The 24929-nt window shown below is 59.6% G+C and carries 27 protein-coding genes, 4 tRNA genes and 1 pseudogene; 19 read left to right on the plus strand and 13 right to left on the minus strand.

The annotated features are described in order from the left end of the window. Window positions 1–115: 115 nt before the first annotated feature. Genes KGB20_RS06620 through thiO form a run of 7 tightly spaced genes read left to right on the plus strand, consistent with a single transcriptional unit; the run spans window position 116 to window position 4202 of the window. Window positions 116–589 (plus strand): GspH/FimT family protein, encoded by a 474-nt coding sequence (locus tag KGB20_RS06620; RefSeq protein WP_154862174.1) that lies wholly within the window; start codon window positions 116–118, stop codon window positions 587–589. Then, window positions 586–1035: a type IV pilus modification protein PilV gene (gene pilV, locus KGB20_RS06625; RefSeq protein ID WP_154910674.1), complete on the plus strand. Its 450-nt coding sequence runs from the start codon at window positions 586–588 to the stop codon at window positions 1033–1035. The genes KGB20_RS06620 and pilV overlap by 4 nt, the downstream gene beginning before the upstream one ends. Continuing rightward, the gene (locus tag KGB20_RS06630; RefSeq protein ID WP_154910675.1) at window positions 1032–1739 is read left to right on the plus strand and encodes a PilW family protein; all 708 of its coding nucleotides are present in this window, start codon (window positions 1032–1034) and stop codon (window positions 1737–1739) included. Before pilV ends, KGB20_RS06630 begins: the two co-directional genes overlap by 4 nt. A 10-nt stretch (window positions 1740–1749) precedes the next feature. After that, on the plus strand, window positions 1750–2229 hold the full coding sequence (locus KGB20_RS06635) for a PilX N-terminal domain-containing pilus assembly protein (protein WP_154910676.1): 480 nt from the start codon (window positions 1750–1752) through the stop codon (window positions 2227–2229). A 25-nt stretch (window positions 2230–2254) separates the two neighbouring features. Continuing rightward, window positions 2255–2629, plus strand: coding sequence for a hypothetical protein (locus tag KGB20_RS06640; RefSeq protein WP_223509038.1), 375 nt, complete (start codon window positions 2255–2257; stop codon window positions 2627–2629). Between the two features lie 14 nt (window positions 2630–2643). After that, on the plus strand, window positions 2644–3045 hold the full coding sequence (locus KGB20_RS06645; RefSeq protein ID WP_150813481.1) for a type IV pilin protein: 402 nt from the start codon (window positions 2644–2646) through the stop codon (window positions 3043–3045). Between the two features lie 56 nt (window positions 3046–3101). Next, window positions 3102–4202 carry a glycine oxidase ThiO gene (thiO, locus tag KGB20_RS06650; protein ID WP_090451471.1) on the plus strand — a complete coding sequence of 367 codons (1101 nt, stop codon included), beginning with the start codon at window positions 3102–3104 and terminating at the stop codon, window positions 4200–4202. Between the two features lie 128 nt (window positions 4203–4330). On the opposite strand, the gene KGB20_RS06655 is transcribed toward thiO, so the two are convergent. The 4 genes and pseudogenes from KGB20_RS06655 to KGB20_RS06670 form a co-directional block, all read right to left on the minus strand. After that, window positions 4331–5668, minus strand: a complete 1338-nt coding sequence (locus tag KGB20_RS06655) for a sigma-54-dependent transcriptional regulator (protein ID WP_150813480.1) — start codon at window positions 5666–5668, stop codon at window positions 4331–4333. Next, window positions 5665–5982, minus strand: a pseudogene (locus KGB20_RS06660) (hypothetical protein); the annotation flags it as partial. The gene KGB20_RS06655 and the pseudogene KGB20_RS06660, both read right to left, overlap by 4 nt. Before the next feature lie 31 nt (window positions 5983–6013). Continuing rightward, on the minus strand, window positions 6014–6247 hold the full coding sequence (locus KGB20_RS06665; protein ID WP_057713250.1) for a PP0621 family protein: 234 nt from the start codon (window positions 6245–6247) through the stop codon (window positions 6014–6016). A 125-nt stretch (window positions 6248–6372) separates the two neighbouring features. Further along, a complete protein-coding gene (locus KGB20_RS06670; protein WP_057713251.1) occupies window positions 6373–7395 on the minus strand; it encodes an outer membrane protein assembly factor BamD in 1023 nt (340 codons plus the stop codon). A 151-nt stretch (window positions 7396–7546) separates the two neighbouring features. On the opposite strand from KGB20_RS06670, the gene rluD reads away from it, so the two are divergent. The 7 genes from rluD to KGB20_RS06705 all read left to right on the plus strand — a co-directional run bounded on the left by rluD (window position 7547) and on the right by KGB20_RS06705 (window position 12802). Beyond that, the gene (rluD, locus tag KGB20_RS06675) at window positions 7547–8509 is read left to right on the plus strand and encodes a 23S rRNA pseudouridine(1911/1915/1917) synthase RluD (RefSeq protein WP_008052092.1); all 963 of its coding nucleotides are present in this window, start codon (window positions 7547–7549) and stop codon (window positions 8507–8509) included. Then, window positions 8506–9225: a peptidoglycan editing factor PgeF gene (pgeF, locus tag KGB20_RS06680; RefSeq protein WP_150813477.1), complete on the plus strand. Its 720-nt coding sequence runs from the start codon at window positions 8506–8508 to the stop codon at window positions 9223–9225. The genes rluD and pgeF overlap by 4 nt, the downstream gene beginning before the upstream one ends. Window positions 9226–9520: 295 nt before the next feature. Then, the gene (clpB, locus tag KGB20_RS06685) at window positions 9521–12085 is read left to right on the plus strand and encodes an ATP-dependent chaperone ClpB (RefSeq protein ID WP_057713253.1); all 2565 of its coding nucleotides are present in this window, start codon (window positions 9521–9523) and stop codon (window positions 12083–12085) included. A 300-nt stretch (window positions 12086–12385) separates the two neighbouring features. Beyond that, window positions 12386–12461 (plus strand) — tRNA-Asn (locus tag KGB20_RS06690). A gap of 9 nt (window positions 12462–12470) precedes the next feature. Beyond that, window positions 12471–12547: transfer RNA gene (locus KGB20_RS06695), tRNA-Pro, on the plus strand. Window positions 12548–12552: 5 nt separating this feature from the next. Further along, window positions 12553–12628: transfer RNA gene (locus tag KGB20_RS06700), tRNA-Lys, on the plus strand. Window positions 12629–12725: 97 nt separating this feature from the next. After that, window positions 12726–12802, plus strand: a tRNA-Pro gene (locus KGB20_RS06705). Window positions 12803–12977: 175 nt separating this feature from the next. On the opposite strand, the gene KGB20_RS06710 is transcribed toward KGB20_RS06705, so the two are convergent. The 4 genes from KGB20_RS06710 to KGB20_RS06725 are packed head-to-tail and all read right to left on the minus strand — an operon-like array spanning window position 12978 to window position 15714. After that, the gene (locus KGB20_RS06710; protein ID WP_090451465.1) at window positions 12978–14276 is read right to left on the minus strand and encodes an NAD(P)/FAD-dependent oxidoreductase; all 1299 of its coding nucleotides are present in this window, start codon (window positions 14274–14276) and stop codon (window positions 12978–12980) included. Between the two features lie 60 nt (window positions 14277–14336). Further along, window positions 14337–14510, minus strand: a complete 174-nt coding sequence (locus KGB20_RS06715; RefSeq protein WP_007970531.1) for a DUF3094 domain-containing protein — start codon at window positions 14508–14510, stop codon at window positions 14337–14339. A gap of 53 nt (window positions 14511–14563) precedes the next feature. Further along, the gene (locus KGB20_RS06720) at window positions 14564–15091 is read right to left on the minus strand and encodes an MOSC domain-containing protein (protein WP_154910679.1); all 528 of its coding nucleotides are present in this window, start codon (window positions 15089–15091) and stop codon (window positions 14564–14566) included. Next, window positions 15088–15714 carry a DUF1780 domain-containing protein gene (locus KGB20_RS06725; protein WP_007970534.1) on the minus strand — a complete coding sequence of 209 codons (627 nt, stop codon included), beginning with the start codon at window positions 15712–15714 and terminating at the stop codon, window positions 15088–15090. The genes KGB20_RS06720 and KGB20_RS06725 overlap by 4 nt, the downstream gene beginning before the upstream one ends. Window positions 15715–15933: 219 nt before the next feature. Here KGB20_RS06725 and KGB20_RS06730 point away from each other — a divergent pair, with 219 nt between their 5' ends. Genes KGB20_RS06730 through KGB20_RS06740 form a run of 3 tightly spaced genes read left to right on the plus strand, consistent with a single transcriptional unit; the run spans window position 15934 to window position 19786 of the window. Then, window positions 15934–17277 carry an aromatic acid/H+ symport family MFS transporter gene (locus KGB20_RS06730; protein ID WP_150813474.1) on the plus strand — a complete coding sequence of 448 codons (1344 nt, stop codon included), beginning with the start codon at window positions 15934–15936 and terminating at the stop codon, window positions 17275–17277. Window positions 17278–17280: 3 nt separating this feature from the next. Further along, window positions 17281–18501 carry a benzoate/H(+) symporter BenE family transporter gene (locus tag KGB20_RS06735; protein ID WP_154910680.1) on the plus strand — a complete coding sequence of 407 codons (1221 nt, stop codon included), beginning with the start codon at window positions 17281–17283 and terminating at the stop codon, window positions 18499–18501. Between the two features lie 16 nt (window positions 18502–18517). Beyond that, window positions 18518–19786: an OprD family porin gene (locus KGB20_RS06740; protein WP_154910681.1), complete on the plus strand. Its 1269-nt coding sequence runs from the start codon at window positions 18518–18520 to the stop codon at window positions 19784–19786. A gap of 9 nt (window positions 19787–19795) precedes the next feature. On the opposite strand, the gene KGB20_RS06745 is transcribed toward KGB20_RS06740, so the two are convergent. Continuing rightward, the gene (locus tag KGB20_RS06745) at window positions 19796–20038 is read right to left on the minus strand and encodes a DUF2790 domain-containing protein (protein WP_150813471.1); all 243 of its coding nucleotides are present in this window, start codon (window positions 20036–20038) and stop codon (window positions 19796–19798) included. A gap of 121 nt (window positions 20039–20159) precedes the next feature. Here KGB20_RS06745 and KGB20_RS06750 point away from each other — a divergent pair, with 121 nt between their 5' ends. Continuing rightward, a complete protein-coding gene (locus KGB20_RS06750) occupies window positions 20160–21092 on the plus strand; it encodes a LysR family transcriptional regulator (protein ID WP_057713260.1) in 933 nt (310 codons plus the stop codon). A gap of 71 nt (window positions 21093–21163) precedes the next feature. Beyond that, a complete protein-coding gene (locus KGB20_RS06755; RefSeq protein WP_007990394.1) occupies window positions 21164–21853 on the plus strand; it encodes an energy-coupling factor ABC transporter permease in 690 nt (229 codons plus the stop codon). A gap of 35 nt (window positions 21854–21888) precedes the next feature. On the opposite strand, the gene yacG is transcribed toward KGB20_RS06755, so the two are convergent. The 4 genes from yacG to KGB20_RS06775 are packed head-to-tail and all read right to left on the minus strand — an operon-like array spanning window position 21889 to window position 24797. After that, complete coding sequence (gene yacG / locus KGB20_RS06760) at window positions 21889–22089, minus strand: DNA gyrase inhibitor YacG (RefSeq protein ID WP_007970539.1); 201 nt, start codon at window positions 22087–22089, stop codon at window positions 21889–21891. Next, on the minus strand, window positions 22086–22709 hold the full coding sequence (gene coaE, locus KGB20_RS06765; RefSeq protein WP_154910682.1) for a dephospho-CoA kinase: 624 nt from the start codon (window positions 22707–22709) through the stop codon (window positions 22086–22088). The genes yacG and coaE overlap by 4 nt, the downstream gene beginning before the upstream one ends. Beyond that, window positions 22706–23578 carry a prepilin peptidase gene (locus tag KGB20_RS06770; protein ID WP_102672244.1) on the minus strand — a complete coding sequence of 291 codons (873 nt, stop codon included), beginning with the start codon at window positions 23576–23578 and terminating at the stop codon, window positions 22706–22708. Before KGB20_RS06770 ends, coaE begins: the two co-directional genes overlap by 4 nt. A gap of 1 nt (window position 23579) precedes the next feature. After that, window positions 23580–24797: a type II secretion system F family protein gene (locus KGB20_RS06775; RefSeq protein WP_154862184.1), complete on the minus strand. Its 1218-nt coding sequence runs from the start codon at window positions 24795–24797 to the stop codon at window positions 23580–23582. Window positions 24798–24929 lie beyond the last annotated feature (132 nt).

Consider the following 24929-nt stretch of genomic DNA (forward strand, 5'->3'; position numbering starts at 1 on the left):
GGTGTGCTGTAGCCCGCGCAATCCCTGCACGAGAAATGGCAACGCAAACGCACCGCATCGCTCGAATGTTGTGCTGCGCAAGAGCAGGTATAGCCGAAGGAAGCAGAAGGCCCCGATGGATCATCCTACAAAAGGTTTCACGCTGATCGAGTTGCTGGTCGCGATCGCGATCCTTCTGATTCTGCTGACTCTGGCTGTCCCGGCGTTTACCCGCTCGATGCAAACAACGAGGGCGGATACTGAAATCGCTGACCTGCGACGAGCCCTGAATTTTGCCCGGCTTGAAGCCATCGATCGGGGCAATGCCACACGGGTGCGACCGACGGCCGGTGGGGATGTCTGGAGTGGGGAACTGACGGTTTACGACGGTACTGGCGCTTTGGCCAATGTATTGCGGGTTGTTCCGGCGATGAGCGGCGGTGCAACTCTGGCGCTAACCTCTGACGTCACTGCCATCGATTTCAACAGTATGGGCGGATTGTCATCACCGTCCTCAGAGGTGGTGATCAGCTATGGGCGGGGCGCACAAAGCAGGACGCTGACGGTGTGTTTGAACGGACGAATTCTATTGGGTGGAAATTGCGGATGAGGGCAGGGAGGCAAGGCGTGCAGGAGGGCATGACGCTGGTCGAAGTCCTGGTGGCGTTAGTCATTCTGGGAGTGGGCCTGCTGGGGGCTGCGGCGTTTCAGCTCAATGCGCTGAAGTACACGGACAGTGCGCGCATGACCAGTCAGGCCAGTTTTATCGCCTACGACCTGATGGACCGCATTCGCGCCAACGCCGCAGCGGATTACACCATTGCGCCGCCGGCCTCGGGCAATCCGGACGTTACCCGGGATCAGGATCTGTTTGATTTCAACGCCAACATCGTCAGTTCACTCGGAGCCTCCGCGACGGGCAGTGTTACCGTTAACCGGCAGGTGTACACCATCACTATTACCTGGGACGACTCACGGGCCGCGAATACTGCCGATTCGCGACGCAGCTTCATCCTGAGCAGCCGCGCAGCCATTGATCCGATGGTGATCCCGTGAGGCGCCGCAGCAGGGGTTTTAGCCTGGTCGAGTTACTGATCGCCATGGCGTTGAGCCTGATCGTGGTGCTGGGCGTGGTGCAGGTTTTCATCGCGGCCAAGAACACCTATCTCAGCCAGAATGCGGCCGCGAACATGCAGGAGGACGCACGTTTCGTTTTGAGCAAAATGATTCAGGAGATTCGCATGGTCGGGATGTTCGGTTGCCTGGAAAGGATCACTGATTCCAGCAAGAAAGGTGATTTCCATGCCAATCGTGTAACGCCGATCCGTTGGGACAATGGCAGTCGCAGTTTGACGCTGGTTACGGCGGATGTCGGCAGCAACGGCGACAAGCCGGACTGGACCGTGCTTTCCGATTGTAGAACCAATTCGACGGCCTACAGTGAAGGTCGGACGCCAGTGGCAGGGCAACTGGCATTTCCGATCCGGCGGCTGATTTACAGCTTCAACAACAACCAACTGCTCATGAAGGGCGGGGCCGCAGCAGACCAGGTATTGGTGGATAACGTCAGCGCTTTCGACGTGAGCTTCGGCCTGGCCAGCACAGCCACTGATCTGGCTGCTTCGCGCTACAGCAGCAACCCGCCGAACCCCGCGCTGATTCGTAGCGTTCGCCTGAGCCTGACCCTCACCGATCCGAACCACCGCGTGAGCGATCAAACCTTCAACGTGGTTGCCGCTCTGCGCAACCGCTTGCCATGAGAGGGTGCCAATGAATCGGTCTCCCATGACGTGTTACACCCAGCGCGGCATGGCCCTATTGGTCAGCCTGGTGTTCTTGCTCTTGCTGACGTTGATTGGCCTTTCATCGATGCAAAGCGCCACCCTGCAGGAAAAAATGGCCGGTAGCGTCGCCTTGCGCAACCAGTCGTTTCAGCGTGCCGAAGCCGCATTGCGGGTGGGCGAGAGTACAGTGCAACGGGACAGTTATGCGCTACCTGTTTGTAGCGGCACCGTTCAATGTGCACCGCCGTCCGAGTCCTCGACAATTACCGCTGCCGGTTTCAACTCCACTTCCGCAGTGACCTGGATTGCATCGGGCAACGGCTTTTATGGTGTGCAAAATATTGGTGACAGCCAAGATGCGGTGAATGTGCCAATCAATACCCCGGCGATGTTGTATCGGGTAACGGCAGTCGGCATCGCGGGGCATTCGCGCAGTGTGGTGGAGAGCATCTATGCGAAGTACTGAGCGAGCTGTCAGGTTATGGCCACAATTGTTTGGTGCCGTCGTCGCGCTTAACCTGTCGGTGTCGGCGCACGCTGCCATATCAGCGGATTCGCCAGCGCTGAACCGGCCCACCTGTCTGGCCAATGGCAACTGGTACGGTTTTTACCATGGCAATCAGGGGTTGAAGGCCGTCTGCCTGAAGCTGCCCGCTGCGATCAGCGTTAAGATGCTCGACAGCAACGCCGATGGAGTGGTCGACAACAGCGACACGCTATCCGATGGCGTGATCTTTATCGGGGAACATTCGACCCAGGACGCCAGCGACAATGGCGGGGCCGTGAACGATTCCACTGGCGACGGTACTGCGGGGATGGAAAAATCCGGCGGCAGCCGTCGCATCATGTGGCGACAAATACAGTGAGTGAGAATTGAGGCATGCGTAGTTCCAACCGCGGTTTTACCCTGATCGAAATCATGATCGTGATTGCGATCATCGGTATTGTCATGACCATTGCTGCCCCGAGTTTCACCGAATACCTGAACAAGGGCCGTCGCGCAGAAGTAGCCGGTCTGCTCTCGGAGCAGGCGCAGCTCCTGGAGCGCTTCTACTCGCAGAAAAATGCCTACACCGATGCGACGGGCCTCAGTGCCGGCAATGATTACTACAGCATCACACCGACCCTGACCGACCAGACTTTTCTGCTGACGGCGGTGCGCAAGGCTGACTCGAGCATGGCCACTGACAAGTGCGGTGATCTGACCATCACCAACACCGGTGTGCTCGGTATGGTCAACGCGAAATCCGGCCTGACCAGCAAAGACTGCTGGGGGCGCTGAGTTTCTATTTCGGGTGCCTTTTGTACCCTCTGTCTATTTAACGATTGGATCAGAACATGACCAGGCAACAGCAAGTGGTGATTGTCGGCGGTGGGGTGATTGGTTTGCTGACGGCCTTCAATCTCGCCTCCGAAGTGCAAAGCGTTGTGCTGCTGGATCGCTCGAGCGTCGGCCAGGAATCGTCCTGGGCCGGCGGCGGCATCGTGTCGCCGCTTTACCCGTGGCGATACAGCCCGGCGGTCACCGCGTTGGCTCACTGGTCCCAGGACTTTTATCCACAGCTGGGCGAGCGCTTGTTTGCCGCCACTGGCGTTGATCCTGAAGTGCACACCACCGGTCTGTACTGGCTGGATCTGGATGACGAGGCTGAAGCGCTGGCTTGGGCTGTCCGGGAAAATCGCCCGCTTAGCGCGGTGGATATTTCGGCAGCACACGACGCCGTGCCGGTGCTGGGCAGCGGTTTTTCCCGGGCGATCTACATGGCCGACGTCGCCAATGTGCGTAATCCGCGTCTGGTGAAGTCACTCAAGGCTGCATTGCTGGCGTTGCCGAACGTGACGATCCATGAGCAGTGCGAAGTCAGCGGGTTTGTTCGTGAGGGCAATAAAGTGGTCGGCGTGCAGACCTCCACAGGTACTGTTCCGGGCGATCAAGTCGTCCTGACGGCGGGGGCCTGGAGCGGTGATTTGCTCAAGCTTCTTGATCTGACGCTGCCGGTCGAGCCGGTGAAAGGGCAGATGATTCTCTACAAGTGTGCGGCGGATTTCCTGCCGAGCATGGTCCTGGCCAAGGGCCGTTATGCGATTCCCCGGCGCGACGGGCACATACTGATCGGCAGTACGCTGGAGCATGAAGGCTTTGACAAGACGCCGACCGGGTCGGCACTGGAAAGCCTGAAGGCATCCGCGGTGGAATTGATCCCGGCGCTGGCCGATGCCGAAGTGGTGGGGCATTGGGCCGGATTGCGCCCGGGATCACCCGAGGGCATTCCCTACATCGGTCCGGTGCCGGGTTTTGATGGGCTCTGGCTCAACTGCGGGCATTACCGAAACGGGCTGGTGCTGGCGCCAGCGTCGTGCCAGCTGTTTGCCGATGTAATGCTGGGCCGTGCGCCGATTATCGATCCGGCGCCTTATGCGCCTGCCGGGCGGCTTTGACTGCTGGATCGCAGTCGTTTACCCGGTCGCTATCGCGAGCAAGTTCGCTTCTGCAATGGTTCTGAGGTGTTCGCAGTTGTTGTGTTCACCAATGACCCTGTGGGAGCGGCTTGCTCGCGATAAGGGCCTCAATCCAATCCAAACTTCTTGAGCCTATAGCGCATCGACCTGAATGACAGGTTCAACCGTTGAGCCGCCGCCGTGCGGTTCCAGCGGGTTTCCTCCAGGGCCTGGAGCAGTAGTTGGCGTTCGATGTTTTCCAGGTAGGCTTCCAGATTGTCGATCCGGGTCAGGTCCGGCACGCCACCCTCAGCCCCACAGTTGCCTTCAGCCAGGCGCAGGTCGCCGGCTTCGATCTGTTTGTTCTCACACAAGGTGTGCGCCCGTTCGAGCATGTTTTCCAGTTCCCGCACATTGCCCGGGAAGCGATAGCTCTTCAGCGCATCGAGGGCTTGGGGGTGGAGTCTCGCCGCAGGTTGACCGGTATCGGCGGCCAGGCGCTTGAGAATGTGGCTGGCTAGCATTTCGATGTCATCACGGCGCTCGCGCAAGGGCGGCACCCGGAGTTCGATCACGTTCAAACGGTAGTAAAGATCATGACGAAATCGTCCGGCGGCGACTTCGGCGCCAAGGTCCTTGTGCGTGGCGCAGAGAATGCGCACATCCACCGCCACTTCCTGCTGCCCGCCGACGCAGCGTACGGATTTCTCCTGAATCGCGCGCAGCAATTTGACTTGCATGGACAGCGGCAGGTCGGCGACTTCATCGAGGAGCAGGGTGCCGCCGTGGGCTGTCTGGAACAGGCCGGGCTTGTCTTCGATGGCGCCGCTGAAGCTGCCTTTGCGATGGCCGAAAAACTCGCTCTCCAACAGTTCCGAGGGAATCGCCGCGCAGTTGATCGCAATGAACGGCTGATTGGCGCGAGGGCTTTGATCGTGGATCAGGCGCGCGACCAACTCCTTGCCGCTGCCGGACTCTCCGCTGATGTATACCGTCGCATGGCTGCCGGCCAGTTTGGTGATGTGTTCGCGCAGGTTGCGCATGGGCAATGAGTCGCCCAGCAAGCGACGATCGATGCCGACCCCGCGGGCAGGAACCAGCAGGGCGCTGGTGACCAGCTCACGCAGACGCGTAAGGTCCACCGGTTTGGTCAGGAAGTCGAATGCCCCGGCCTTGAGCACATTGATCGCGTTTTCGAGACTGTCATAGGCGGTGATCATCGCCACCTGGACCCGGGGGTGGCGTTGCTGGATGTGCTGCACCAGCTCCAGGCCGGTACCGTCCGGCAACTGCATGTCGGTCAGGCATAGATCGAAGGTTTCGCGTTTGAGCAGGGATTGCGCTTCGCCGACGTTGCGGGCGTTGAACGTCTCCAGCTTCATCCTTCCCAGGGTGATTTCCAGGAGTTCGCGAATGTCCGGTTCGTCATCGACAATCAAGACTTTTTGTCGTGGTTTGGTGTTCAACGTAGGTTCCGTCCGTGAGCAAAGGTCATGCAAAAGCAGCCGCTTTCCTGGCGTGCCTTGAAGTTTAGGCGGGACGGAATGCTTTCGCCCGGCTGGCCGGACAGATAAAGCCCCAGGCCCCTGATATGGCGGGCTGGGGCTTTATTTTCGAGTATTTCCAGTGATTTCAGCTCGAGCCGTAGCGGCGACATTTGCTCGCGGCGCTGCAGGTGCAGGACGTTTTCGATTACCCGGTTCATTCGCAGAGAGAGGTCTTGAATAATCTGTGTCAGACGTCGATCTGCGCCTTTCAGTTCCTTGGGTGCGCGCGATAGTCCTTAATCGGCCGCTATTTCGGGTGACGTGTCAGCGGCCGCTGGAATCCTTGTCTTGCTCGAGGTGAGCCTGGCTGCAATACCATCGTTGGTCGAGGCTCAGCGCGCGGTCGCGGGGCAGGTGGACGCCACAATGGGCGCAACGGACCATGGGCGCCGCGTCCCGCTCGGCAGGGGGCCTGGGGGTGGAAGCCTGACCCTTGAACTTGCGCCAGAACCACACTGCAGCGGCAATCAGGGCAATCCAGAACAATAAACGAAGCATGGTGAGCAGCTTTTTGATTGATGAAGCGGCAGTTTAGCCAAGGACCTGACAGGCGCACAGTGTAATAAAGCGCTGAAATAAAAAAGGGAGACTCGAAAGTCTCCCTTTTTGCACAACCCGGGGTGTCAGTCGAACACGCCGAAGGTCATGTAGCTGAACCACGAGCGGTCACTGTTGTTGCCTTCCGCTTCGTGATTTTCTTCTTCGATCGCGTCGCCATTGTCGTCTTTAGGCTTGAGCTCGCTCGGGATGGCGTCCTTGGCGTCCTGGAACTGCCTCTGTACGTCCTGGTTGGCGCGGGTTTCGCCCGGTGGCAGCGGTGGACGGGACTCGATCAGGCCCAGGGTCGCCTTGCTCAGCCACGAACGGTTGTCCGCTTCGGCGACGGTCGGTACGAACTGGCCGTCCACCAGCGTCGGGTGGTTCGGGTAGTTGAGCTTCAGGGTTTCCAGGCTGGTGGCAGCCAGTTCGTCCAGGTGCAGGCGCTGGTAGGCCTCGGTCATCACCGCCAGGCCGTCGCCGACCGAAGGGGTTTCCTGGAAGTTTTCCACCACGTAACGACCGCGGTTCGCGGCGGCGACATAGGCCTGACGGGTCAGGTAGTAGTCGGCCACGTGAATTTCGTAGGCCGCCAGCAGGTTGCGCAGATAGATCATGCGCTGCTTGGCATCCGGTGCGTAACGGCTGTTCGGGAAGCGGCTGGTCAGCTGGGCGAACTCGTTATAGGAGTCGCGGGCGGCGCCCGGGTCACGCTTGGTCATGTCCAGCGGCAGGAAACGCGCCAGCAGGCCGACGTCCTGGTCGAAAGAAGTCAGGCCTTTGAGGTAGTAGGCATAATCGACGTTCGGATGCTGTGGGTGCAGACGAATGAAGCGTTCCGCAGCGGACTTGGCCGCTTCTGGCTCGGTGTTCTTGTAGTTGGCGTAGATGAGTTCGAGTTGCGCCTGATCGGCATAGCGACCGAACGGATAACGCGATTCCAGAGCCTTCAGCTTGGCGATGGCACTGGTGTAGCTACTGTTGTCCAGGTCATTTTGAGCCTGTTGGTACAGCTCGACTTCACTGAGGTTTTCGTCTACGACTTCCTTCGATGAGCAAGCAGCGGTCAATGCGAGGATGGCGATCAGCAGCAGGTGTTTCACTTGCATGGCGGCTTGCGTCCCTATGACGGCCGCTGTCTTGGGCGTGGCCGTCCTGTTATGATGAGTGCCCCGTTGAATAGCCTCGGGGCAAAAGACGCCGTATTTAACCACAAGCGCGCAGCCGAAACCAAAGGCTGTGCCGACGCCTAGTCTGAGCATGTCCGATAAAATTGAACTTCGCGCAGAGGTGCCGTCCGAATTGGGCGGCCAACGCCTCGATCAAGTCGCCGCACAATTATTCGCTGAGCACTCGCGCTCGCGCCTTTCCGCCTGGATCAAAGACGGCCGCCTGACTGTGGATGGGGCGGTTATCCGCCCGCGAGACATCGTCCACGGCGGCGCCATCCTTGAGCTGACTGCCGAGCAGGAAGCTCAGGGCGAATGGGTCGCTCAAGACATAGCCCTGGATATCGTCTATGAAGACGACGACATCCTGGTGATCAACAAGCCTGCGGGCCTGGTGGTGCACCCGGCTGCCGGTCATGCCGACGGCACCTTGCTCAACGCCTTGCTGCACCACGTGCCGGACATCATCAATGTGCCCCGCGCCGGTATCGTGCATCGCCTGGACAAGGACACCACCGGTCTGATGGTGGTGGCCAAGACCATTCAAGCGCAGACGCAGCTGGTTACACAGTTGCAGAGCCGCAGCGTCAGCCGGATCTACGAGTGCATCGTGATCGGTGTGGTGACAGCCGGTGGCAAGATCAACGCACCGATCGGTCGTCACGGCCAGCAACGCCAGCGCATGGCCGTGATGGAGGGTGGCAAGCAAGCCGTCAGCCATTACCGCGTGCTCGAACGCTTCCGCTCCCACACCCATGTGCGAGTGAAGCTGGAAACCGGTCGTACGCACCAGATTCGCGTGCACATGGCGCACATCAACTATCCGTTGGTCGGAGATCCTGCCTATGGCGGTCGTTTCCGTATTCCGCCGGCCGCCAACCCAACCATGGTCGAGTCGCTGAAAAACTTTCCGCGTCAGGCGCTGCATGCGCGTTTCCTGGAACTGGATCATCCGACCACCGGTCAGCGCATGAGCTGGGAATCGCCATTGCCGGAAGATTTCGTCTGGTTGCTGACCCTGCTCAAGCAAGACCGTGAGGCGTTCATCGGATGAGTGACTGGCTGATTCCTGACTGGCCCGCGCCGGCCGGGGTCAAAGCCTGTGTGACCACCCGAGCGGGCGGCGTCAGTCTGGCGCCGTTCGACAGCCTCAATCTCGGCGATCACGTCGACGACAGCCCTGAAGCTGTTGCCGAGAATCGCCGTCGTCTGACCGATCATTTCTCCATTCAACCGGCCTGGCTGCAGCAGGTCCACGGGATTGTCGTGGCCCATGCCGATCCAGGCCGGGTGGACACTGCCGATGCCAGTTGGACATCAACGCCGGGCGTCGCCTGCGCGGCGATGACCGCCGATTGCCTGCCTGCGCTGTTTTGCGACCGTGCCGGTACTCGCGTCGCGGCAGCTCATGCCGGTTGGCGCGGGTTGGCGGCGGGTGTGCTGGAAGCTACGCTCGACAGTCTGGCGGTACCGCCTGCCGAGGTATTGGTGTGGCTCGGTCCGGCCATTGGCCCACAAGCCTTTGAAGTCGGCCCGGAAGTGCGCGAAACCTTCGTGCAGCAACTGCCTCAAGCCGCAGAAGCCTTCGTGCCAAGTCAAAACCCCGGCAAGTTCATGGCTGACATCTATATGCTGGCGCGTTTGCGTCTGGCGGCTCGCGGTGTAACGGCTGTCTATGGTGGCGGTTTCTGCACCGTGACCGATCCTCGCTTCTTTTCTTACCGCCGTGCGCCCCGCACTGGCCGATTCGCCTCCCTGATCTGGCTGTAGCGCCCTGTCTCACGAATACTGTTCCTCTTTGACGGCGTCTGTTGCCGTCATGCTGCGTTGCCGCTCCTCGCCATAGCGGGCTATGACTCGTCGCGGCGCCTTGCCTGACGACAACAGCCACTCGCCAAAGAGGAACGTATTCGTAAGGCAGGGCGCGACCGCTAGACTTGCCTGACCTGCATCAACGTCCCGCCGCTTGAAACTCTCAGAATCGACCACATCTATTGTGGTATCTGGCAGGTTTCTTCATTCAGGATGTTTTATAGGTCCGGCCTGCTCAAAAGGAAGGTGACCCATGCGTATAGACCGTTTAACCAGCAAATTGCAGTTAGCGTTGTCCGATGCCCAATCCCTGGCAGTCGGCCTCGATCATCCGGCCATCGAGCCGGCGCACTTGATGCAAGCCTTGCTCGAACAGCAGGGTGGCTCGATCAAGCCCCTGTTGATGCAGGTGGGCTTCGACGTCAACAGTCTGCGTAAAGAGCTGACCAAAGAGCTCGACCAGCTACCGAAAATCCAGAACCCGACCGGCGACGTGAACATGTCGCAGGATCTGGCGCGCCTGCTCAACCAGGCCGACCGTCTGGCCCAGCAGAAGGGCGACCAGTTCATCTCCAGCGAGCTGGTGTTGCTCGCCGCCATGGACGAGAACAGCAAGCTCGGCAAGCTATTGCTCGGCCAAGGCGTGAGCAAGAAAGCCCTGGAAAATGCGATCAACAACCTGCGTGGCGGCGAAGCGGTAAACGACGCCAACCACGAAGAGTCCCGTCAGGCCCTGGATAAATACACCGTCGACCTGACCAAGCGCGCCGAAGACGGCAAGCTCGACCCGGTGATCGGCCGTGACGATGAGATTCGCCGGACCATCCAGGTGCTGCAACGTCGTACCAAGAACAACCCGGTGCTGATCGGTGAGCCTGGCGTGGGTAAAACCGCCATCGCCGAAGGCCTGGCCCAGCGCATCATCAATGGCGAAGTGCCGGATGGCCTCAAGGGCAAGCGCTTGTTGTCCCTGGACATGGGGGCGCTGATCGCCGGTGCCAAGTATCGCGGTGAGTTCGAAGAACGCCTGAAATCCCTGCTCAATGAGCTGTCGAAGCAGGAAGGGCAGATCATCCTGTTCATCGACGAACTGCACACCATGGTCGGCGCCGGCAAGGGCGAAGGTTCGATGGATGCGGGCAACATGCTCAAGCCGGCCCTGGCCCGCGGTGAGCTGCACTGTGTGGGCGCCACCACGCTCAACGAGTACCGCCAATACATTGAAAAGGACGCCGCTCTCGAGCGACGTTTCCAGAAAGTGCTGGTGGACGAGCCGAGCGAAGAAGACACCATCGCCATCCTGCGTGGCCTCAAGGAACGTTATGAGGTTCACCACAAGGTGGCGATTACCGACGGCGCGATCATTGCCGCGGCCAAGCTCAGCCATCGCTACATCACTGACCGGCAGTTGCCGGACAAGGCCATCGACCTGATCGATGAAGCCGCCAGCCGCATCCGCATGGAGATCGACTCCAAGCCGGAAGTGCTGGATCGTCTGGAGCGTCGCCTGATTCAGTTGAAGGTGGAATCCCAGGCGCTGAAGAAAGAAAGCGACGACGCGGCGAAGAAGCGTCTGGAAAAATTGCAGGAAGAAATCGCACGTCTAGAGCGTGAGTACTCGGATCTCGAAGAAATCTGGAACTCGGAAAAAGCTGAGGTCCAGGGTTCTGCGCAGATCCAGCAGAAAATCGAGCAGTCCCGTCAGGAGCTGGAAACGGCCCGCCGCAAAGGCGATCTGAATCGCATGGCGGAGTTGCAGTACGGCGTGATCCCGGACCTGGAGCGCAGCCTGCAAATGGTCGACCAGCATGGCAAACCCGAAAACCAGCTGCTGCGCAGCAAGGTGACTGAGGAAGAGATCGCCGAAGTCGTTTCGAAGTGGACCGGTATTCCAGTGTCGAAAATGCTCGAAGGCGAGCGCGAAAAACTGATGAAGATGGAAAGCCTGTTGCACCAGCGTGTGATCGGCCAGGACGAAGCGGTCGTTGCGGTTTCCAATGCGGTGCGGCGTTCTCGCGCCGGGTTGTCCGACCCGAATCGCCCGAGCGGCTCGTTCATGTTCCTCGGCCCGACCGGTGTCGGTAAAACCGAGCTGTGCAAGGCCCTGGCCGAATTCCTCTTTGATACCGAAGAGGCGATGGTGCGGATCGACATGTCCGAGTTCATGGAGAAACATTCCGTGGCTCGCTTGATCGGTGCGCCACCAGGCTATGTGGGGTATGAAGAGGGCGGTTACCTGACCGAGGCCGTACGTCGCAAGCCGTACTCGGTGATCCTCATGGACGAAGTCGAGAAGGCGCACCCGGATGTGTTCAACATCTTGCTGCAAGTGCTCGAAGACGGTCGTCTGACCGACAGCCATGGCCGCACGGTGGATTTCAAGAACACCGTGATTGTCATGACTTCCAACCTGGGGTCGGTGCAGATCCAGGAACTGGTCGGTGATCGTGAGGCGCAGCGTGCAGCGGTGATGGATGCGATTTCCAGCCACTTCCGGCCGGAGTTCATCAACCGGGTCGACGAAGTGGTGATCTTCGAGCCGTTGGCGCGGGATCAGATCGCCGGCATTACCGAGATCCAGCTGGGCCGCCTGCGCAGCCGCCTGACCGAGCGGGAGCTGAAGCTTGAGCTCAGCCCTGAAGCCATGGACAAGCTGATCGCGGTCGGTTACGACCCGGTGTACGGCGCACGGCCGCTCAAGCGCGCTATCCAGCGCTGGATCGAGAACCCGCTGGCGCAGTTGATACTGTCCGGTCGATTCATGCCGGGCGACACGGCTCATGGTGTGGTGGAAAACGACGAAATCGTCTTCGTCTGATCCAGATCGGCAACAAAATTGAAAAGGCCTCGCATTGTGAGGCCTTTTTTTCGTTAGGCTGTTGAACTCAAAGGAAAAGGCTTGTAAAGTGCGCCCCGCAGTAAGTCACCCACCAGGGTTTCGGCTCACAAGGCAGGAATCCAAAATAAGTTGCAAATCATTAACTTGAAAGCAATTTAGGGGGTTGACAGAGGTGCTGAAGATTGTAGAATAGCGCGCCTCAGACACACGAACGCAGCGATGCGAACGGGTTGAAGAGAACGCAGTAAAGCTTCAAAGTTGTAAATTGAAATGTGTAGTTCCGTGATAGCTCAGTCGGTAGAGCAAATGACTGTTAATCATTGGGTCCCAGGTTCGAGTCCTGGTCACGGAGCCAATTTCAAACCGGGGTATAGCGCAGTCCGGTAGCGCGCCTGCTTTGGGAGCAGGATGTCAGGAGTTCGAATCCCCTTACCCCGACCATTTTTGGGTCGTTAGCTCAGTTGGTAGAGCAGTTGGCTTTTAACCAATTGGTCGTAGGTTCGAATCCCACACGACCCACCATTTTTGAAACCAGGTTAAAAACTGGAATCGAATCTTAAGATCAGACGCCAAAAGCTCTGTTCGCAGAAGGCGCCTCCCGAAGGTGCCTTTTTTTTACCGGGGTATAGCGCAGTCCGGTAGCGCGCCTGCTTTGGGAGCAGGATGTCAGGAGTTCGAATCCCCTTACCCCGACCATATTAAAAATCCTCGTATCGAAAGATACGGGGATTTTTTTTGTCCGCAGGAAACTCAAGAACGCCGCAAAACCAATGTGGGAGCGGGCTTGCTCGCGAAGGCAGTGTGTCAGTCGACATAAATGCTGAATGACATGGCCTCTTCGCGAGCAAGCCCGCTCCCACAAGGGGTTGTTTTAGTGCAACTTCAGGCGCGGCTCGGTGCCACGTCCGATCTTGCTGCCGAGCATCAGCATCGCTGTGCGGAACGGCCCGTACAGCGCCATCTGGTGCATGCGGTACAGCGACACGTAGAACATCCGCGCCAGCCAGCCTTCGAGCATCACGCTGCCGGTGAGGTTGCCCATCAAGTTACCCACAGCCGAAAAACGCGACAGCGAGATCAGCGAGCCGTAGTCGGTGTACTTGTACTCCGGCAACGCCTTGCCTTCGATGCGCAGTTTCAACGATTTGGCCAGCAGCGAAGCCTGTTGGTGAGCGGCCTGGGCGCGTGGCGGCACATTGCGGTCGCTACCCGGTTGCGGGCAGGCGGCGCAATCACCGAACGCGAAGATGTTTTCGTCACGGGTGGTTTGCAGGGTCGGCAGCACTTGCAGCTGATTGATGCGGTTGGTTTCCAGGCCATCGATGTCCTTGAGGAAACCCGGTGCGCGAATCCCCGCGGCCCAGACTTTCAGACTGGCCTTGATTTCGTTGCCGTCGGCGGTGATCAGGCTGTCGGCCGTCACTTCGCTGACAGCAGCATTGGTCATGACGTTGACCCCGAGTTTCTCCAGGGTTTTATGCACAGGCCCGCCAATGCGCTCCGGCAACGCCGGCAGCACCCGTGGACCGGCTTCGATCAGGGTGATGTGCATGTTTTCCGGCTTGATCCGGTCCAGGCCATAGGCTGCCAATTCGTGGGCGGCGTTGTGCAGTTCGGCGGCCAGTTCGACCCCGGTGGCACCGGCGCCGACGATGGCGACGCTGATTTGCTCGATCGTGTCGGTCTGACCGGCGTGCGCGCGCAAATAGTGATTGAGCAGTTGCTGGTGGAAACGCTCGGCCTGTTTGCGGGTGTCGAGGAACAGGCAGTGTTGCGCCGCGCCCTGGGTGCCGAAATCGTTGGTGGTGCTGCCGACGGAGATCACCAGCGAGTCGTAAGGCACTTCGCGGGCCGGCACCAGCTCCAGACCGGCTTCGTCATAAGTGGCAGCCAGCTGGATTTTTTTCTTCGCGCGATCGAGCCCGCTCATGCGCCCCAGCTGGAACTCGAAGTGGTTCCATTTGGCCTGGGCGACATAGTTGAGTTCGTCTTCGGAAGAGTTCAGGGAACCGGCCGCCACTTCGTGCAACAACGGTTTCCAGATGTGGGTCAGGTTCGCGTCGACCAGCATCACGCTGGCCGTACCGCGCTTGCCCAGAGTCTTACCCAGACGGGTAGCCAACTCCAGACCGCCGGCGCCGCCGCCGACAATGACAATACGATGGGACATAAGGATAACTCGCAAGGCTAAAAGAAATCGGTGCAATTACCCGAGCGAGCGCAAGGCAGCTCATAGCGTCAAGTAACTGATAAGTCGGCTCAACAGGCCCAGACCAATGGTCACTGCCAATACCAGTACAAGGAGCATCCACGGCCGGAAAGGCCGGCGCTCGACTTGGTGCTGGGACAACTGCAGGTACTCTTCGACATGCTTTTGGTCGTCGGGGTTCAGGCGGCTGGTCATATCGGGCCTCGTCAGGAGTAGACGTTGCTGAATGTGTAGAAGCTACAGTGTTTTTACCCAGGGTTGAACGCAGCATAGCCGCTGTCTGGAATGGGTTCGACGCTAACGATGTCGTCCAGGCGAATGATGCCACTTTGTAACACCCGGGCAGTGATTCCGCCATGTCCGCGCAAGGCCTGAAAGGTGCCGATGCCCAGGTTGCTTTCCAGGCGCGCGCAGGGCTGGCACCAGCCGGTGGTTTCGAACGTTGCCTGGCCGATCCGGAAGCGGCGGCCCTTGAGGCTGAACAGATTGATGTCACTGATAACGAGATTGCGCCGCAGATCTTCAGGCCGGACCGGATGATCCTGTGCTCGCCCCATCAGTGAACTGATCACCGCCAGGTGCTCCCACTGAATCAGCGTTACCTGCCGCGCATTGCGCACGCCGGGGCGGGCGTGGTCGCCGGTCAGGCCGGCCTCCAGGCGCGCCTCCACGGCATCGAGTTCAAGCATCGCCGAACGTGATTGCGGGCGCACGCCGATCCAGCGTACACGACCCTGTTGTGGCACCTCGGCGATCAGCTCCTGCAGCGGGCTCACAGACTGATCCCGACGTCGAACACAATGCTGCGCCCCAGGTTGCTGCGCAAGAAGTCCGGCGCATCCGGGTGAGCGAACAGCACGCGGGCGAATGTCGGCCCAACCAATGACAGCGAGCGCCAGCCCTGGCGCAGGTATTCGGTCGGCGGCGGGAAATGGCTGTTGAGGTCCAGTACTTCGCGTTTGAGGCTGGCGAAGGCAATGATGTCCAGCTCACCCAGATCCATGCCGCGCTCTTTGTAGTTGTGCGCTTTTTTGCGCAAGGTCGGCGCCAATCGCAGCAAGAACTCGTTGGCGGGGATACGTCGTGGCTTGGCCTCGCGGCGCACCAGTTGGCTCAGGGAAAACGCGCTGCGTCGGCGTTGCAGTTCGTCGCGCCATTCATCGTTGAGGCGCCGGCCCTCGTCGAGCACGAAGAACACCTCGAAACTGGCATCGCGAAACAACACATCCGGCGGCTCCCCGGCGGGGGCGAACTCATCGGCGCGATAGGGAATGTTCAAGCCTTGCAGCAGGCGCTGGCAGACCCAACGCTCACGCTCCCACTTGCGGGCATTGGACAGGAACGCATTGGCTTGCTCGGCCGCGATGGTCAGCAGGCGTAAGTAATCTGAGTCATCCATAGGCCCAAGCTTAGCGTTCAAACGTGATCGCAAAGAAGACAATTTGTCGGAGGGGGTCAATGCCTCTCGTTCACATGCCCGTTTCAGGGTTCTGCACAAAATGGATAGTGATCTGCGCGCACTGGATATTGCCACGCATCGGGCGGCTCTACCCTCGGCTGTACGGACGTAAGCCGTGTTACCGACGCTCTAAAAAAACAACAACAAGAGATATATGCCATGCGCAAGATCGACGTACATGAGGTTATCGACAACGCTCGTTTCAACCGCTTTCACTGGATGGTGCTGTTCTGGTGCGCCCTGATCATCATCTTCGACGGTTACGATCTGGTGATCTACGGCGTGGTCTTGCCGATGCTGATGAAAGAGTGGGGGCTCAGTCCTCTGCAAGCCGGCGCACTGGGCAGTTATGCACTGTTCGGCATGATGTTCGGTGCGCTGTTCTTCGGTCCGCTGTCGGACAGGATCGGTCGCAAAAAAGCCATCACGATCTGCGTGATGCTCTTCAGTGGCTTCACCGTGCTCAATGGTTTCGCCCGAAACCCCACCGAGTTTGGCCTCTGTCGCTTCATTGCCGGGCTCGGCATTGGCGGCGTGATGCCTAACGTCGTGGCACTGATGAACGAGTACGCGCCGAAAAAAATCCGCAGCACTCTGGTCGCGATCATGTTCAGCGGTTACTCGGTGGGCGGCATGCTGTCCGCCGGACTGGGCATTGTGCTGATCCCGAGTTTCGGCTGGCAGTCGGTGTTTTACGTGGCGGTCCTGCCGTTGCTGTTGTTGCCGCTGATCATGTATTTCCTGCCCGAATCGGTGGGCTTCATGTTGCGTCAGGGGCGTAATGAAGAGGCGCGCAATATTCTTCAGCGCATCGATCCGGCCTACGTCGCGCAAACCTCTGATCAATTGCACATGGCCGAAGTGAAAGGCACGGGCACCCCGGTGTTGCAGTTGTTCCGTGAAGGCCGTGCGCTGCGCACGCTGATGCTGTGGCTGGCGTTTTTCTGCTGCCTGTTGATGGTGTACGCGCTGAGTTCCTGGCTGCCGAAACTGATGGCCAATGCCGGTTACAGCCTGGGTTCGAGCCTGTCGTTCCTGCTGGTGTTGAACTTCGGGGCGATCTTCGGCGCGGTCGGTGGCGGGGTGCTGGGCGACAAACTCAATCTGCCGAGAGTGCTGGCGGTGTTTTTCGCCATGGCGGCGGTGTCGATCACGCTGTTGGGCTTCAACAGCCCGATGCCGGTGTTGTACTTGCTGATCGCCATTGCGGGTGCCACCACCATTGGCTCGCAGATTCTTTTGTACGCCTGTGCCGCGCAGTTTTACTCCATGACGATTCGGTCTACCGGTCTGGGCTGGGCGTCGGGCATTGGGCGCAACGGGGCCATCGTCGGTCCGCTGCTGGGGGGTGCCTTGCTCGGGATCAGCTTGCCCCTGCAACTGAACTTCATGGCGTTTGCCTTGCCCGGTGCGGTGGCGGCCCTGGCCATGACCGTGTTCGCCATCAGCAGCCGACGCAGCGCTGCCGACCTCAACCCAGCGTTGTCAGCGACCGGTGCCTGAATCATGAAAGCGTTTTTCCAGGACTTCTCGTTGTCAGCCGCCGTGGCTGGATTCATTGCCACGGTGATTTCCTATGCCGGCCCGTTGGTGATCATCTTTCAGGCGGCAGAAGCGGCACATCTTTCGCGGGAAGTGTTGTCGTCCTGGATCTGGGCGATCTCCATCGGCAGTGCCGTGCTCGGTATCGGTTTGAGCTTGCGCTACCGCGTTCCCGTGATCATTGCCTGGTCGGCGCCGGGCTCGGCGTTGCTGGTGACGCTGTTGCCGGACATCTCCATGGCAGAGGCGGTGGGGGCGTATCTGGTCAGCAGCCTGATCATTTTCGTGGTTGGCATCTCGGGCGCTTTCGACCGGATCATCAGCAAACTGCCCGCCGCCATCGCGGCGGCGATGCTGGCGGGGATCCTGTTCAGTTTCGGCACTGGCTTGTTCGTGTCGATGCAGCGCAAGCCGTTGCTGGTCCTGGCGATGTTTGCCTGCTACCTGATCTGCAAGCGTGTGATGCCGCGTTATGCGGTGATGATGGTGCTGCTGATGGGCTGTTCGATTGCCGCGTTCACCGGTGAGTTGCACCGTGAAGCGCTGGTGATCGGCCTGGCCACGCCGGTGTGGATCACGCCCGAGTTCAGCCTGGGCGCGATCCTGAACATCGCCTTGCCGCTGGTGATGGTGGCGCTGACCGGTCAGTTCGTGCCCGGCATGGCGGTGCTGCGCGCCAGTGGATATCCGACGCCGGCGAGTCCGATCATCGCCAGTAGCGCGCTGGGCACGGCGTTGCTGGCGCCGTTTGGTTGCCACGGACTGAATCTGGCGGCGATCACCGCGGCGATCTGCACCGGTCGCGAAGCCCACGAAGACCCTCGCAAACGCTACGTGGCCGGGGTCGTCGGCGGCTTGTGCTACCTGCTGCTGGGGATCTGCGGCGCCACGCTGGTCTCGCTGTTTTCAGCGTTCCCCAAAGAGTTGATCGCGGCGCTGGCCGGGCTGGCCTTGTTCGCTGCCATTGCCGGCGCGTTGACCGGCGCGATGGCGGTACCGAGCGATCGCGAAGCCGCGTTGGTGACCTTTCTGGTCACGGCTTCGGGCATGTCGTTGTTCGGTTTGTCCGCGGCGTTCTGGGGGCTGATTTTCGGCATGGTCACTCATGTGCTGTTGAGCGCCCGTCGTCCCGTTCCCCTTCGCAAATCCACTGCAACTGAAGTCCTTCAACCAGTCGATCAATAACAATAAGAGAAAAACGATGAAACAGATTCTCCCAACAACCGGTTCTGCGTTGTCCCTGGCTGTCGTCTCGGGTTTTTCCACGGGTGCGATGGCAGCTGAAACCGGCTTTATCGAAGACACCAGCGCGACGTTGCAGGCGCGCAATTACTACTTCAGCCGCGACTATTCCGACATCGTCGGTGCCAACCAGCAATCGAAGGCTGAAGAGTGGGCCCAGGGTTTCATCCTCAACGTGAAGTCCGGATACACCCAGGGCACCGTCGGGTTTGGGGTGGACGTTATCGGCTTGCTCGGTCTCAAGCTCGACAGCGCTCCGGACCGGACCAATACCGGTTTGTTGCCGGTGCAGGACGATGGCCGCGCGGCAGACAACTACAGCCGTCTGGAAGGCGCGTTGAAGATGCGCTACTCCAAAACCGAGCTGAAAGTCGGTGAGTTGCAACCCAACCTGCCGGTATTGGCATTCAGCGATATTCGCCTGCTGCCACCCAGTTATCAGGGCGCAAGCATCACCTCCAACGAGATCAATGGCCTGACGCTGCAGGGTGGTCACTTGAGTTCAACCAGCCTGCGCAACGAGGCTGGCGACGAAAAGATGCAGGCGATGCTGGGTCACGTGCCGCAGCGTCAGGTCAGCAGTGACGGTTTCAATTTTGCCGGCGCTGACTATGTCTTCAACGACAAGCGCAGCTCGGTCAGCGCCTGGTACGGGCAACTGGAAGATATCTACAACCAGCGTTTTCTGGGCTTAAAGCACAGTGAGCCAGTGGGCGACTGGATCCTCGGCGCCAGCCTCGGTTACTACGATTCGCGCGAAGACGGCAAAAAACTGCTGGGCAATATCGACAACCAGGCGTTCTTCTCGTTGCTGTCGGCCAAGCGTGGCGGCCATACGTTTTACGTCGGCTATCAGGGCATGTTCGGCGACAGCGCATTTCCACGGGTATTTGCCAACATCTCGCCGCTGGGCAACGAAGTGCCGACCTATGAGTTCGCCTTCACCGATGAACGTTCCTGGCAGGCGCGTTACGACTACGACTTCGCGGCGCTCGGCGTACCGGGGCTGACCAGTACCGTGCGCTACATCAGCGGCAACAATGTCGATACCGGCAAGGGCTATGAGGGCAAGGATCGCGAACGTGACCTGGACCTCGGCTATGTGTTGCAGAGCGGCAGCCTCAAAGGTTTGGGCATTCGCGTGCGCAATGCGATGGCGCGTTCAAACTACCGCAGTGATATCGACGAGAACCGCTTGATCCTCAGCTACACGTGGACCTTGCTGTGAGCCCGGTGATCACAGGTTGCTGGTGCAATCACCCATGACGTTGTAGGTCACACGGTGGGTCTGGCCCTGATGATCGACATACACCATGGTCGCCGGTACGACCCCGCACGCAGTCGCGGTGTTCGACACAGAAACCACGCTGGCGATGTCCAGTGGCTGCGCCGGGTTGTACAGGACTGTGAGGGGCTCGTTGTCAGCGGCCATGGCCGAGGTGGCGATGACGGTCAGCAACAGGCTGATCAACGTTTTCATGTTGGCGTGCTCCGTGTCGGTTTTGATGTCTGAATTTTAGTCTTTGCCACCGACGGATAAAGGGGCGAACGGCGGATGCAGCCTTACATAAAACGTAACAGTCATCGCCCGAGGGGGGCTTATGGATGTGCTTAACAACTTGCGCGTGTTCATCCGGGTGGTGGACTGCGCCAGTTTCACCGGGGCAGCCGATGCGCTGGATCTGTCGACCGCGCAGGTATCCCGATTGGTGGCGGATCTGGAGGAACATGTACAGGCGCGTCTGCTGCAACGCACCACGCGGCGCTTGAGCCTGACCGACGCCGGCGAGCGCTTCCTGCTGCGCAGCCGGCAAATCGTCGAAGCCATGGATGAGGCGACGGCCGAGGCCCGTGGCGCTCATATCAATCCGGCCGGACGCCTGCGGGTGCACAGCATGAACGGCCTGGGTGTGCTGCTCACGCCGTTGATCGCCCGCTACAGCGAGCTTTATCCCGATGTAGTGTTCGAGCTGACCTTGTCGCAGCGCAATCCCGATCCGCTGGAGGAGGGGCACGATGTGGTGATTTCGATCGCTCCGGAACTTGCCGATTCGCAAATGGTTGCGCAAGCCATCGGGCAGATCTACAGCGTGCCCTGTGCCTCCCCGGCCTATCTGCGACGCCGGGGTGTGCCGCAGCAGCCGCTGGCGCTGAGCGATCATCAATGCCTGCGCATGCTCGACCCGCTGTACGGCGATCAATGGCTTTTCCAGGACCAGGACGGCGAGCACGCCGTCAGCCCGGCCAAGACCTTTCAGTGCAATGTTGCCGAGTCGATGGTCAAGGCTTCGGAGGCGGGCATGGGCATCAGCCTGCTGCCGTTCTACACCGCGACGCGGCCCTTGAGCGACGGTACTTTGCTGCGTGTGTTACCTGCATGGCGTCTGCGCGAACGCAATGTGTATGCGCTGTATCCTTCGCGACGCTTTCTCGATGCCAAGGTCCGCACCTGGGTGGACTTTCTCAAGTCTGAGCTACCGAAGCTGTTCGCCGAACATGACGCGGTGATGAACGATCCGCGGCATTGGGCTTGAAGTCGAAGGGCATGCGGGCGGCAGTGTAGACTGAGTGCCTGTTGTTCTTCGCCTGGGAGGCGCACGTAGCCATGATCGGTGCAGAGTTGCTGTCATCGCAAACCCTTGCGGTCGGCTGGCTGATCTATGTGCCGGTGTTGATCTGGGCGATCTGTCGCGCGCCGTGGGTTGAACTGTTCACCGACAGCCGTCGTCAGCATCTGCTGTTTGGAACGGTGTTTGCGCTGTTTCTGTTGTGGCTGGTGCGGCGCGACTTTGATACCGGCGTGTCTTACCACTTCATCGGCATGACCGCAGTGACGCTACTGCTGGACTGGCCGCTGGCGCTGGTGGGGGGCCTGGTGGCGCAAACGGGGCTGGTGTTGCTCGGGCGACAGGACTTGGCGGCGGTCGGGGTCAATGGCGCGCTGTTGATCGCGTTGCCGGTGCTGGTCACCGAGTGCTGCGCCATTCTGGTGGAGAGGGCGCAGCCACGAAATCCCTTCGTGTATATCTTCGTTTCCGGATTTTTTGCCGCCGCGCTGTCGGCGTTGCTGTGTCTGCTGCTGGCGCTTTGGTTGTTATGGTTCGACGAGCGTTTTGCCATGCCGTACTGGCTGGAAGATTTTGTCGGATATCTATGGCTGATCATTTTTCCCGAAGCGTTTATCAACGGCATGATCGTCAGTGCGCTGGTCGTGTTTTGTCCGGAGTGGCTTGAGACGTTCAACCGCACGCGCTACCTCTCGGCTCCCTGGAAGGACGACGATCCCAAGTCCTGATCTGCATCAAAACCTGGAATCGCCCACTCGATGGATCAATGGCGCGGGTCGAAGTCACCGCTGAACATCTCGTCCTCGGCATCGGGAGCCACTGGAATCTTGTGTTCTTCGGACGCCCAGGCACCCAGGTCGATCAGTTTGCAGCGGTCGGAACAGAATGGCCGGAATTTGCTCTCGGCGGTCCATTCCACGGGGGCGCCACAGGTTGGGCATTCGACGGTTGTTGGTTGGCTCATGACTGGCCTCCACGCAAAGAAAGGTAAAAATGATGCAGGCGTTCGACCTCGCTGTGCAGCCAGGCAAGGTCGCGGTCGTTGACCACGACGTCGTCGGCATGGCTCACGCGATCCTGGCGACTGGACTGGGCCTTGAGGATCGCCTGGACCTGCTGCTCGCTGGTCTGGTCACGTTGCAGGGTACGTTCGATCTGCAATTGTTCGGGGGCATCGATCACCAGCACCCGTTGGGTCATGGCGTATTGCCCGGACTCGATCAGCAGCGGCGAAACCAGAATCGCATAAGGCGATTTTGCCAGCGCCAGGTGGTGAGCGATTTCTTCGCCGATCAGCGGATGCAGGAGGGCCTCCAGCCAGCGGCGTTCTTCTGGCACTTCGAAGATCAATTTGCGTAGCGCGGCGCGGTCCAGTTGCCCGTCGGCCTGCAGCACGCCGGAGCCGAAGTGTTCGGCGATTTGTGCCAGTGCCGGGCGACCGGGTTCAACGACCCAGCGAGCGGCATGATCGGCGTCGACCACATGCACGCCAAGATCGATGAAGTGTTGGGCGGCCGCACTTTTGCCGCTGCCGATGCCGCCGGTCAGGCCGAGAATCCAGGGTTTTTCCACAGGGCTATTCATTTCAAACCGACAAACTGCCAATAGAGGTCGGTTATTTGACCACCCCAGAGCAACGCAATCCAGCCGGCAATGGCCAGATAGGGACCGAAAGGGATCGGCGTCGAGGTTTTTGCATTGCGCCAGCGCAGCAGCATCAGCCCGATAATGGCCCCCACCAGCGAGGACAGCAGGATGGTCAGCGGCAAAATCTGCCAGCCACCCCAGGCGCCCAGCATCGCCAGTAACTTGAAATCACCGTAGCCCATGCCGTCCTTGCCCGTGATCAGCTTGAACAGCCAGAACACCGACCACAGCAGGCTGTAACCGGCTATCGCCCCCCAAAGCGCCTCGTGCAACGACACGAACAGGCCGAAACTGTTGACGATCAACCCCAGCCATATCAACGGCAGCACCAGTACGTCCGGCAATATCTGATGCTCGGCGTCGATCAGGCTCATCGCCAGCAAACCCCAGCTCAGGACCAGCATCAGGCAGGCGGGCCAACCGAAGCCGAAGTGCCAGGCAACAAATGCCGACAACAGGCCGCAGGCCAGTTCGGTCAACGGATAGCGCGGGCTGATCGCGGCCGCACAGGCTGAGCAGCGGCCGCGCAAAAACACATAACTGAGCAGCGGGATGTTTTCCCAGGCGCGGATGCGGTGACCGCAGTGCGGGCACTGGGAGTGGGGCAGCAACAGGTTGTAGGTCGGCAGCGGCGTTTCGCCTGGCAGCCCGAGAATGTCATGGGCCTGCTCGCGCCAGTCGCGTTCGAGCATTTTTGGCAGGCGCCAGATCACGACATTGAGGAAGCTGCCGACCAGCAGGCCGGTGATGCCTGCGAGAAGGACAAAGGCCAGCGCAGATTGAGTCAGGATTTCATTCAAGGGCATGTCAGATCGCTGAGCCAAGTTGGAAGATGGGCAGGTACATGGCAACTACCAGTCCACCGACGATAACACCCAGCACCACCATGATGAACGGCTCCATCAGGCTGGTGAGGTTATCGACCATGTTATCGACGTTGTCTTCGTAGAACCCCGCGACTTTGTCGAGCATAGCGTCCAGGGTGCCGGACTCTTCGCCAATTGCAGTCATTTGTATCGCCATGTTCGGAAAGACGCCGCAGGTGCGCATGGCGAAATGCAATTGCATGCCGGTCGAGATGTCCTGCCGGATGCGCAATACCGCGCGCTTGAACACGCTATTGCCGGTCGCACCGGCCACTGATTCCAGAGCCTCCACCAGCGGCACGCCGGCAGCGAAAGTGGTCGACAAAGTACGGGCGAACCGGGCCACGGCGGACTTGTGCATCAGGGTGCCCACCAGCGGCAGTTTCAGCAGCCAGGTGTCCATCCGGTCACGCAAGGCCGGGGATGTCCTGAGGGCGTGGCGTACGCCGAAGGTCATCGTGATCAGCGTGACAAGGACCACCCACCACCAGGCTTGCATGAATTGCGAGAGGCCAATGACCATCACGGTGAAGGCCGGCAGTTCGGCGCCAAAGCCTTTGAACACCGATTCGAACTGCGGCACGACATTGACCAGCAGGATCCCGGTGACAATCGCCGCGACGAACACCACCACCAGCGGGTAGGTCATGGCTTTCCTGATCCTGGCCTTGAGGCTTTCGCTTTTTTCCTTGTAGGTCGCGACCCGCTCCAAAAGGGTGTCGAGGGCACCGGCCTGCTCGCCGGCATCCACCAGGTTGCAATACAGCTCATCGAAATACCGGGGCTTCTTGCGCAGGGCGGCGGCGAAACTGCTGCCTGCCGCAACTTCCTGTTTCAGTTCGTCCACCAGCTTGCGCATGGCCGGATTGTCGAAGCCCTCGCCGATGATGTCGAAGGACTGCAACAACGGCACGCCGGCCTTCATCATTGTCGCCATTTGCCGGGTGAACAGGGCAATGTCCTGGGCCTTGATACGCTTGCCCATGCTGAAAACCGAATGGTTTTTTTTGCGAACCTTGCCCGGACTGATGCCTTGCTTACGCAGTTTCGCCTTGATCAGCGCCGGGTTCTGAGCGCTGAGTTCGCCGGTCACTTTTGTGCCTTTGCGGTCGATGCCTTCCCACGCATACACGCTGATTTTCGCTGCCTTGACCGCCATGTTCAGTCCTGGGTATTCCGATTGAATTGCTCTTATAGCCTAGTCAAAGGATGGGGCCAAACCCGCAAGGGTGATGTGACAAAAAACGTCAGATAGTACTGATCTTGGTAGTAAGTAAGGGCTTTGCGAACA

Origin of the sequence: Pseudomonas sp. BF-R-30 (assembly GCF_019956175.1) — a bacterium.
GTDB lineage: Bacteria > Pseudomonadota > Gammaproteobacteria > Pseudomonadales > Pseudomonadaceae > Aquipseudomonas > Aquipseudomonas jessenii.

Coding starts and splice junctions, on each gene's coding strand:
- KGB20_RS06665 (WP_057713250.1), bottom strand. CDS start 6,247: ATGCTTCGTTTATTGTTCTGGATTGCCCTGATTGCCGCTGCAGTGTGG.
- KGB20_RS06710 (WP_090451465.1), bottom strand. CDS start 14,276: ATGTCCCATCGTATTGTCATTGTCGGCGGCGGCGCCGGCGGTCTGGAG.
- KGB20_RS06715 (WP_007970531.1), bottom strand. CDS start 14,510: ATGACCAGCCGCCTGAACCCCGACGACCAAAAGCATGTCGAAGAGTAC.
- KGB20_RS06620 (WP_154862174.1), top strand. CDS start 116: ATGGATCATCCTACAAAAGGTTTCACGCTGATCGAGTTGCTGGTCGCG.
- rluD (WP_008052092.1), top strand. CDS start 7,547: ATGTCCGATAAAATTGAACTTCGCGCAGAGGTGCCGTCCGAATTGGGC.
- KGB20_RS06745 (WP_150813471.1), bottom strand. CDS start 20,038: ATGAAAACGTTGATCAGCCTGTTGCTGACCGTCATCGCCACCTCGGCC.
- KGB20_RS06740 (WP_154910681.1), top strand. CDS start 18,518: ATGAAACAGATTCTCCCAACAACCGGTTCTGCGTTGTCCCTGGCTGTC.
- thiO (WP_090451471.1), top strand. CDS start 3,102: ATGACCAGGCAACAGCAAGTGGTGATTGTCGGCGGTGGGGTGATTGGT.
- clpB (WP_057713253.1), top strand. CDS start 9,521: ATGCGTATAGACCGTTTAACCAGCAAATTGCAGTTAGCGTTGTCCGAT.
- KGB20_RS06755 (WP_007990394.1), top strand. CDS start 21,164: ATGATCGGTGCAGAGTTGCTGTCATCGCAAACCCTTGCGGTCGGCTGG.
- KGB20_RS06670 (WP_057713251.1), bottom strand. CDS start 7,395: ATGCAAGTGAAACACCTGCTGCTGATCGCCATCCTCGCATTGACCGCT.
- KGB20_RS06645 (WP_150813481.1), top strand. CDS start 2,644: ATGCGTAGTTCCAACCGCGGTTTTACCCTGATCGAAATCATGATCGTG.
- pilV (WP_154910674.1), top strand. CDS start 586: ATGAGGGCAGGGAGGCAAGGCGTGCAGGAGGGCATGACGCTGGTCGAA.
- KGB20_RS06775 (WP_154862184.1), bottom strand. CDS start 24,797: ATGGCGGTCAAGGCAGCGAAAATCAGCGTGTATGCGTGGGAAGGCATC.
- coaE (WP_154910682.1), bottom strand. CDS start 22,709: ATGAATAGCCCTGTGGAAAAACCCTGGATTCTCGGCCTGACCGGCGGC.
- KGB20_RS06725 (WP_007970534.1), bottom strand. CDS start 15,714: ATGGATGACTCAGATTACTTACGCCTGCTGACCATCGCGGCCGAGCAA.
- pgeF (WP_150813477.1), top strand. CDS start 8,506: ATGAGTGACTGGCTGATTCCTGACTGGCCCGCGCCGGCCGGGGTCAAA.
- KGB20_RS06770 (WP_102672244.1), bottom strand. CDS start 23,578: ATGCCCTTGAATGAAATCCTGACTCAATCTGCGCTGGCCTTTGTCCTT.
- KGB20_RS06730 (WP_150813474.1), top strand. CDS start 15,934: ATGCGCAAGATCGACGTACATGAGGTTATCGACAACGCTCGTTTCAAC.
- KGB20_RS06750 (WP_057713260.1), top strand. CDS start 20,160: ATGGATGTGCTTAACAACTTGCGCGTGTTCATCCGGGTGGTGGACTGC.
- KGB20_RS06735 (WP_154910680.1), top strand. CDS start 17,281: ATGAAAGCGTTTTTCCAGGACTTCTCGTTGTCAGCCGCCGTGGCTGGA.
- KGB20_RS06635 (WP_154910676.1), top strand. CDS start 1,750: ATGAATCGGTCTCCCATGACGTGTTACACCCAGCGCGGCATGGCCCTA.
- yacG (WP_007970539.1), bottom strand. CDS start 22,089: ATGAGCCAACCAACAACCGTCGAATGCCCAACCTGTGGCGCCCCCGTG.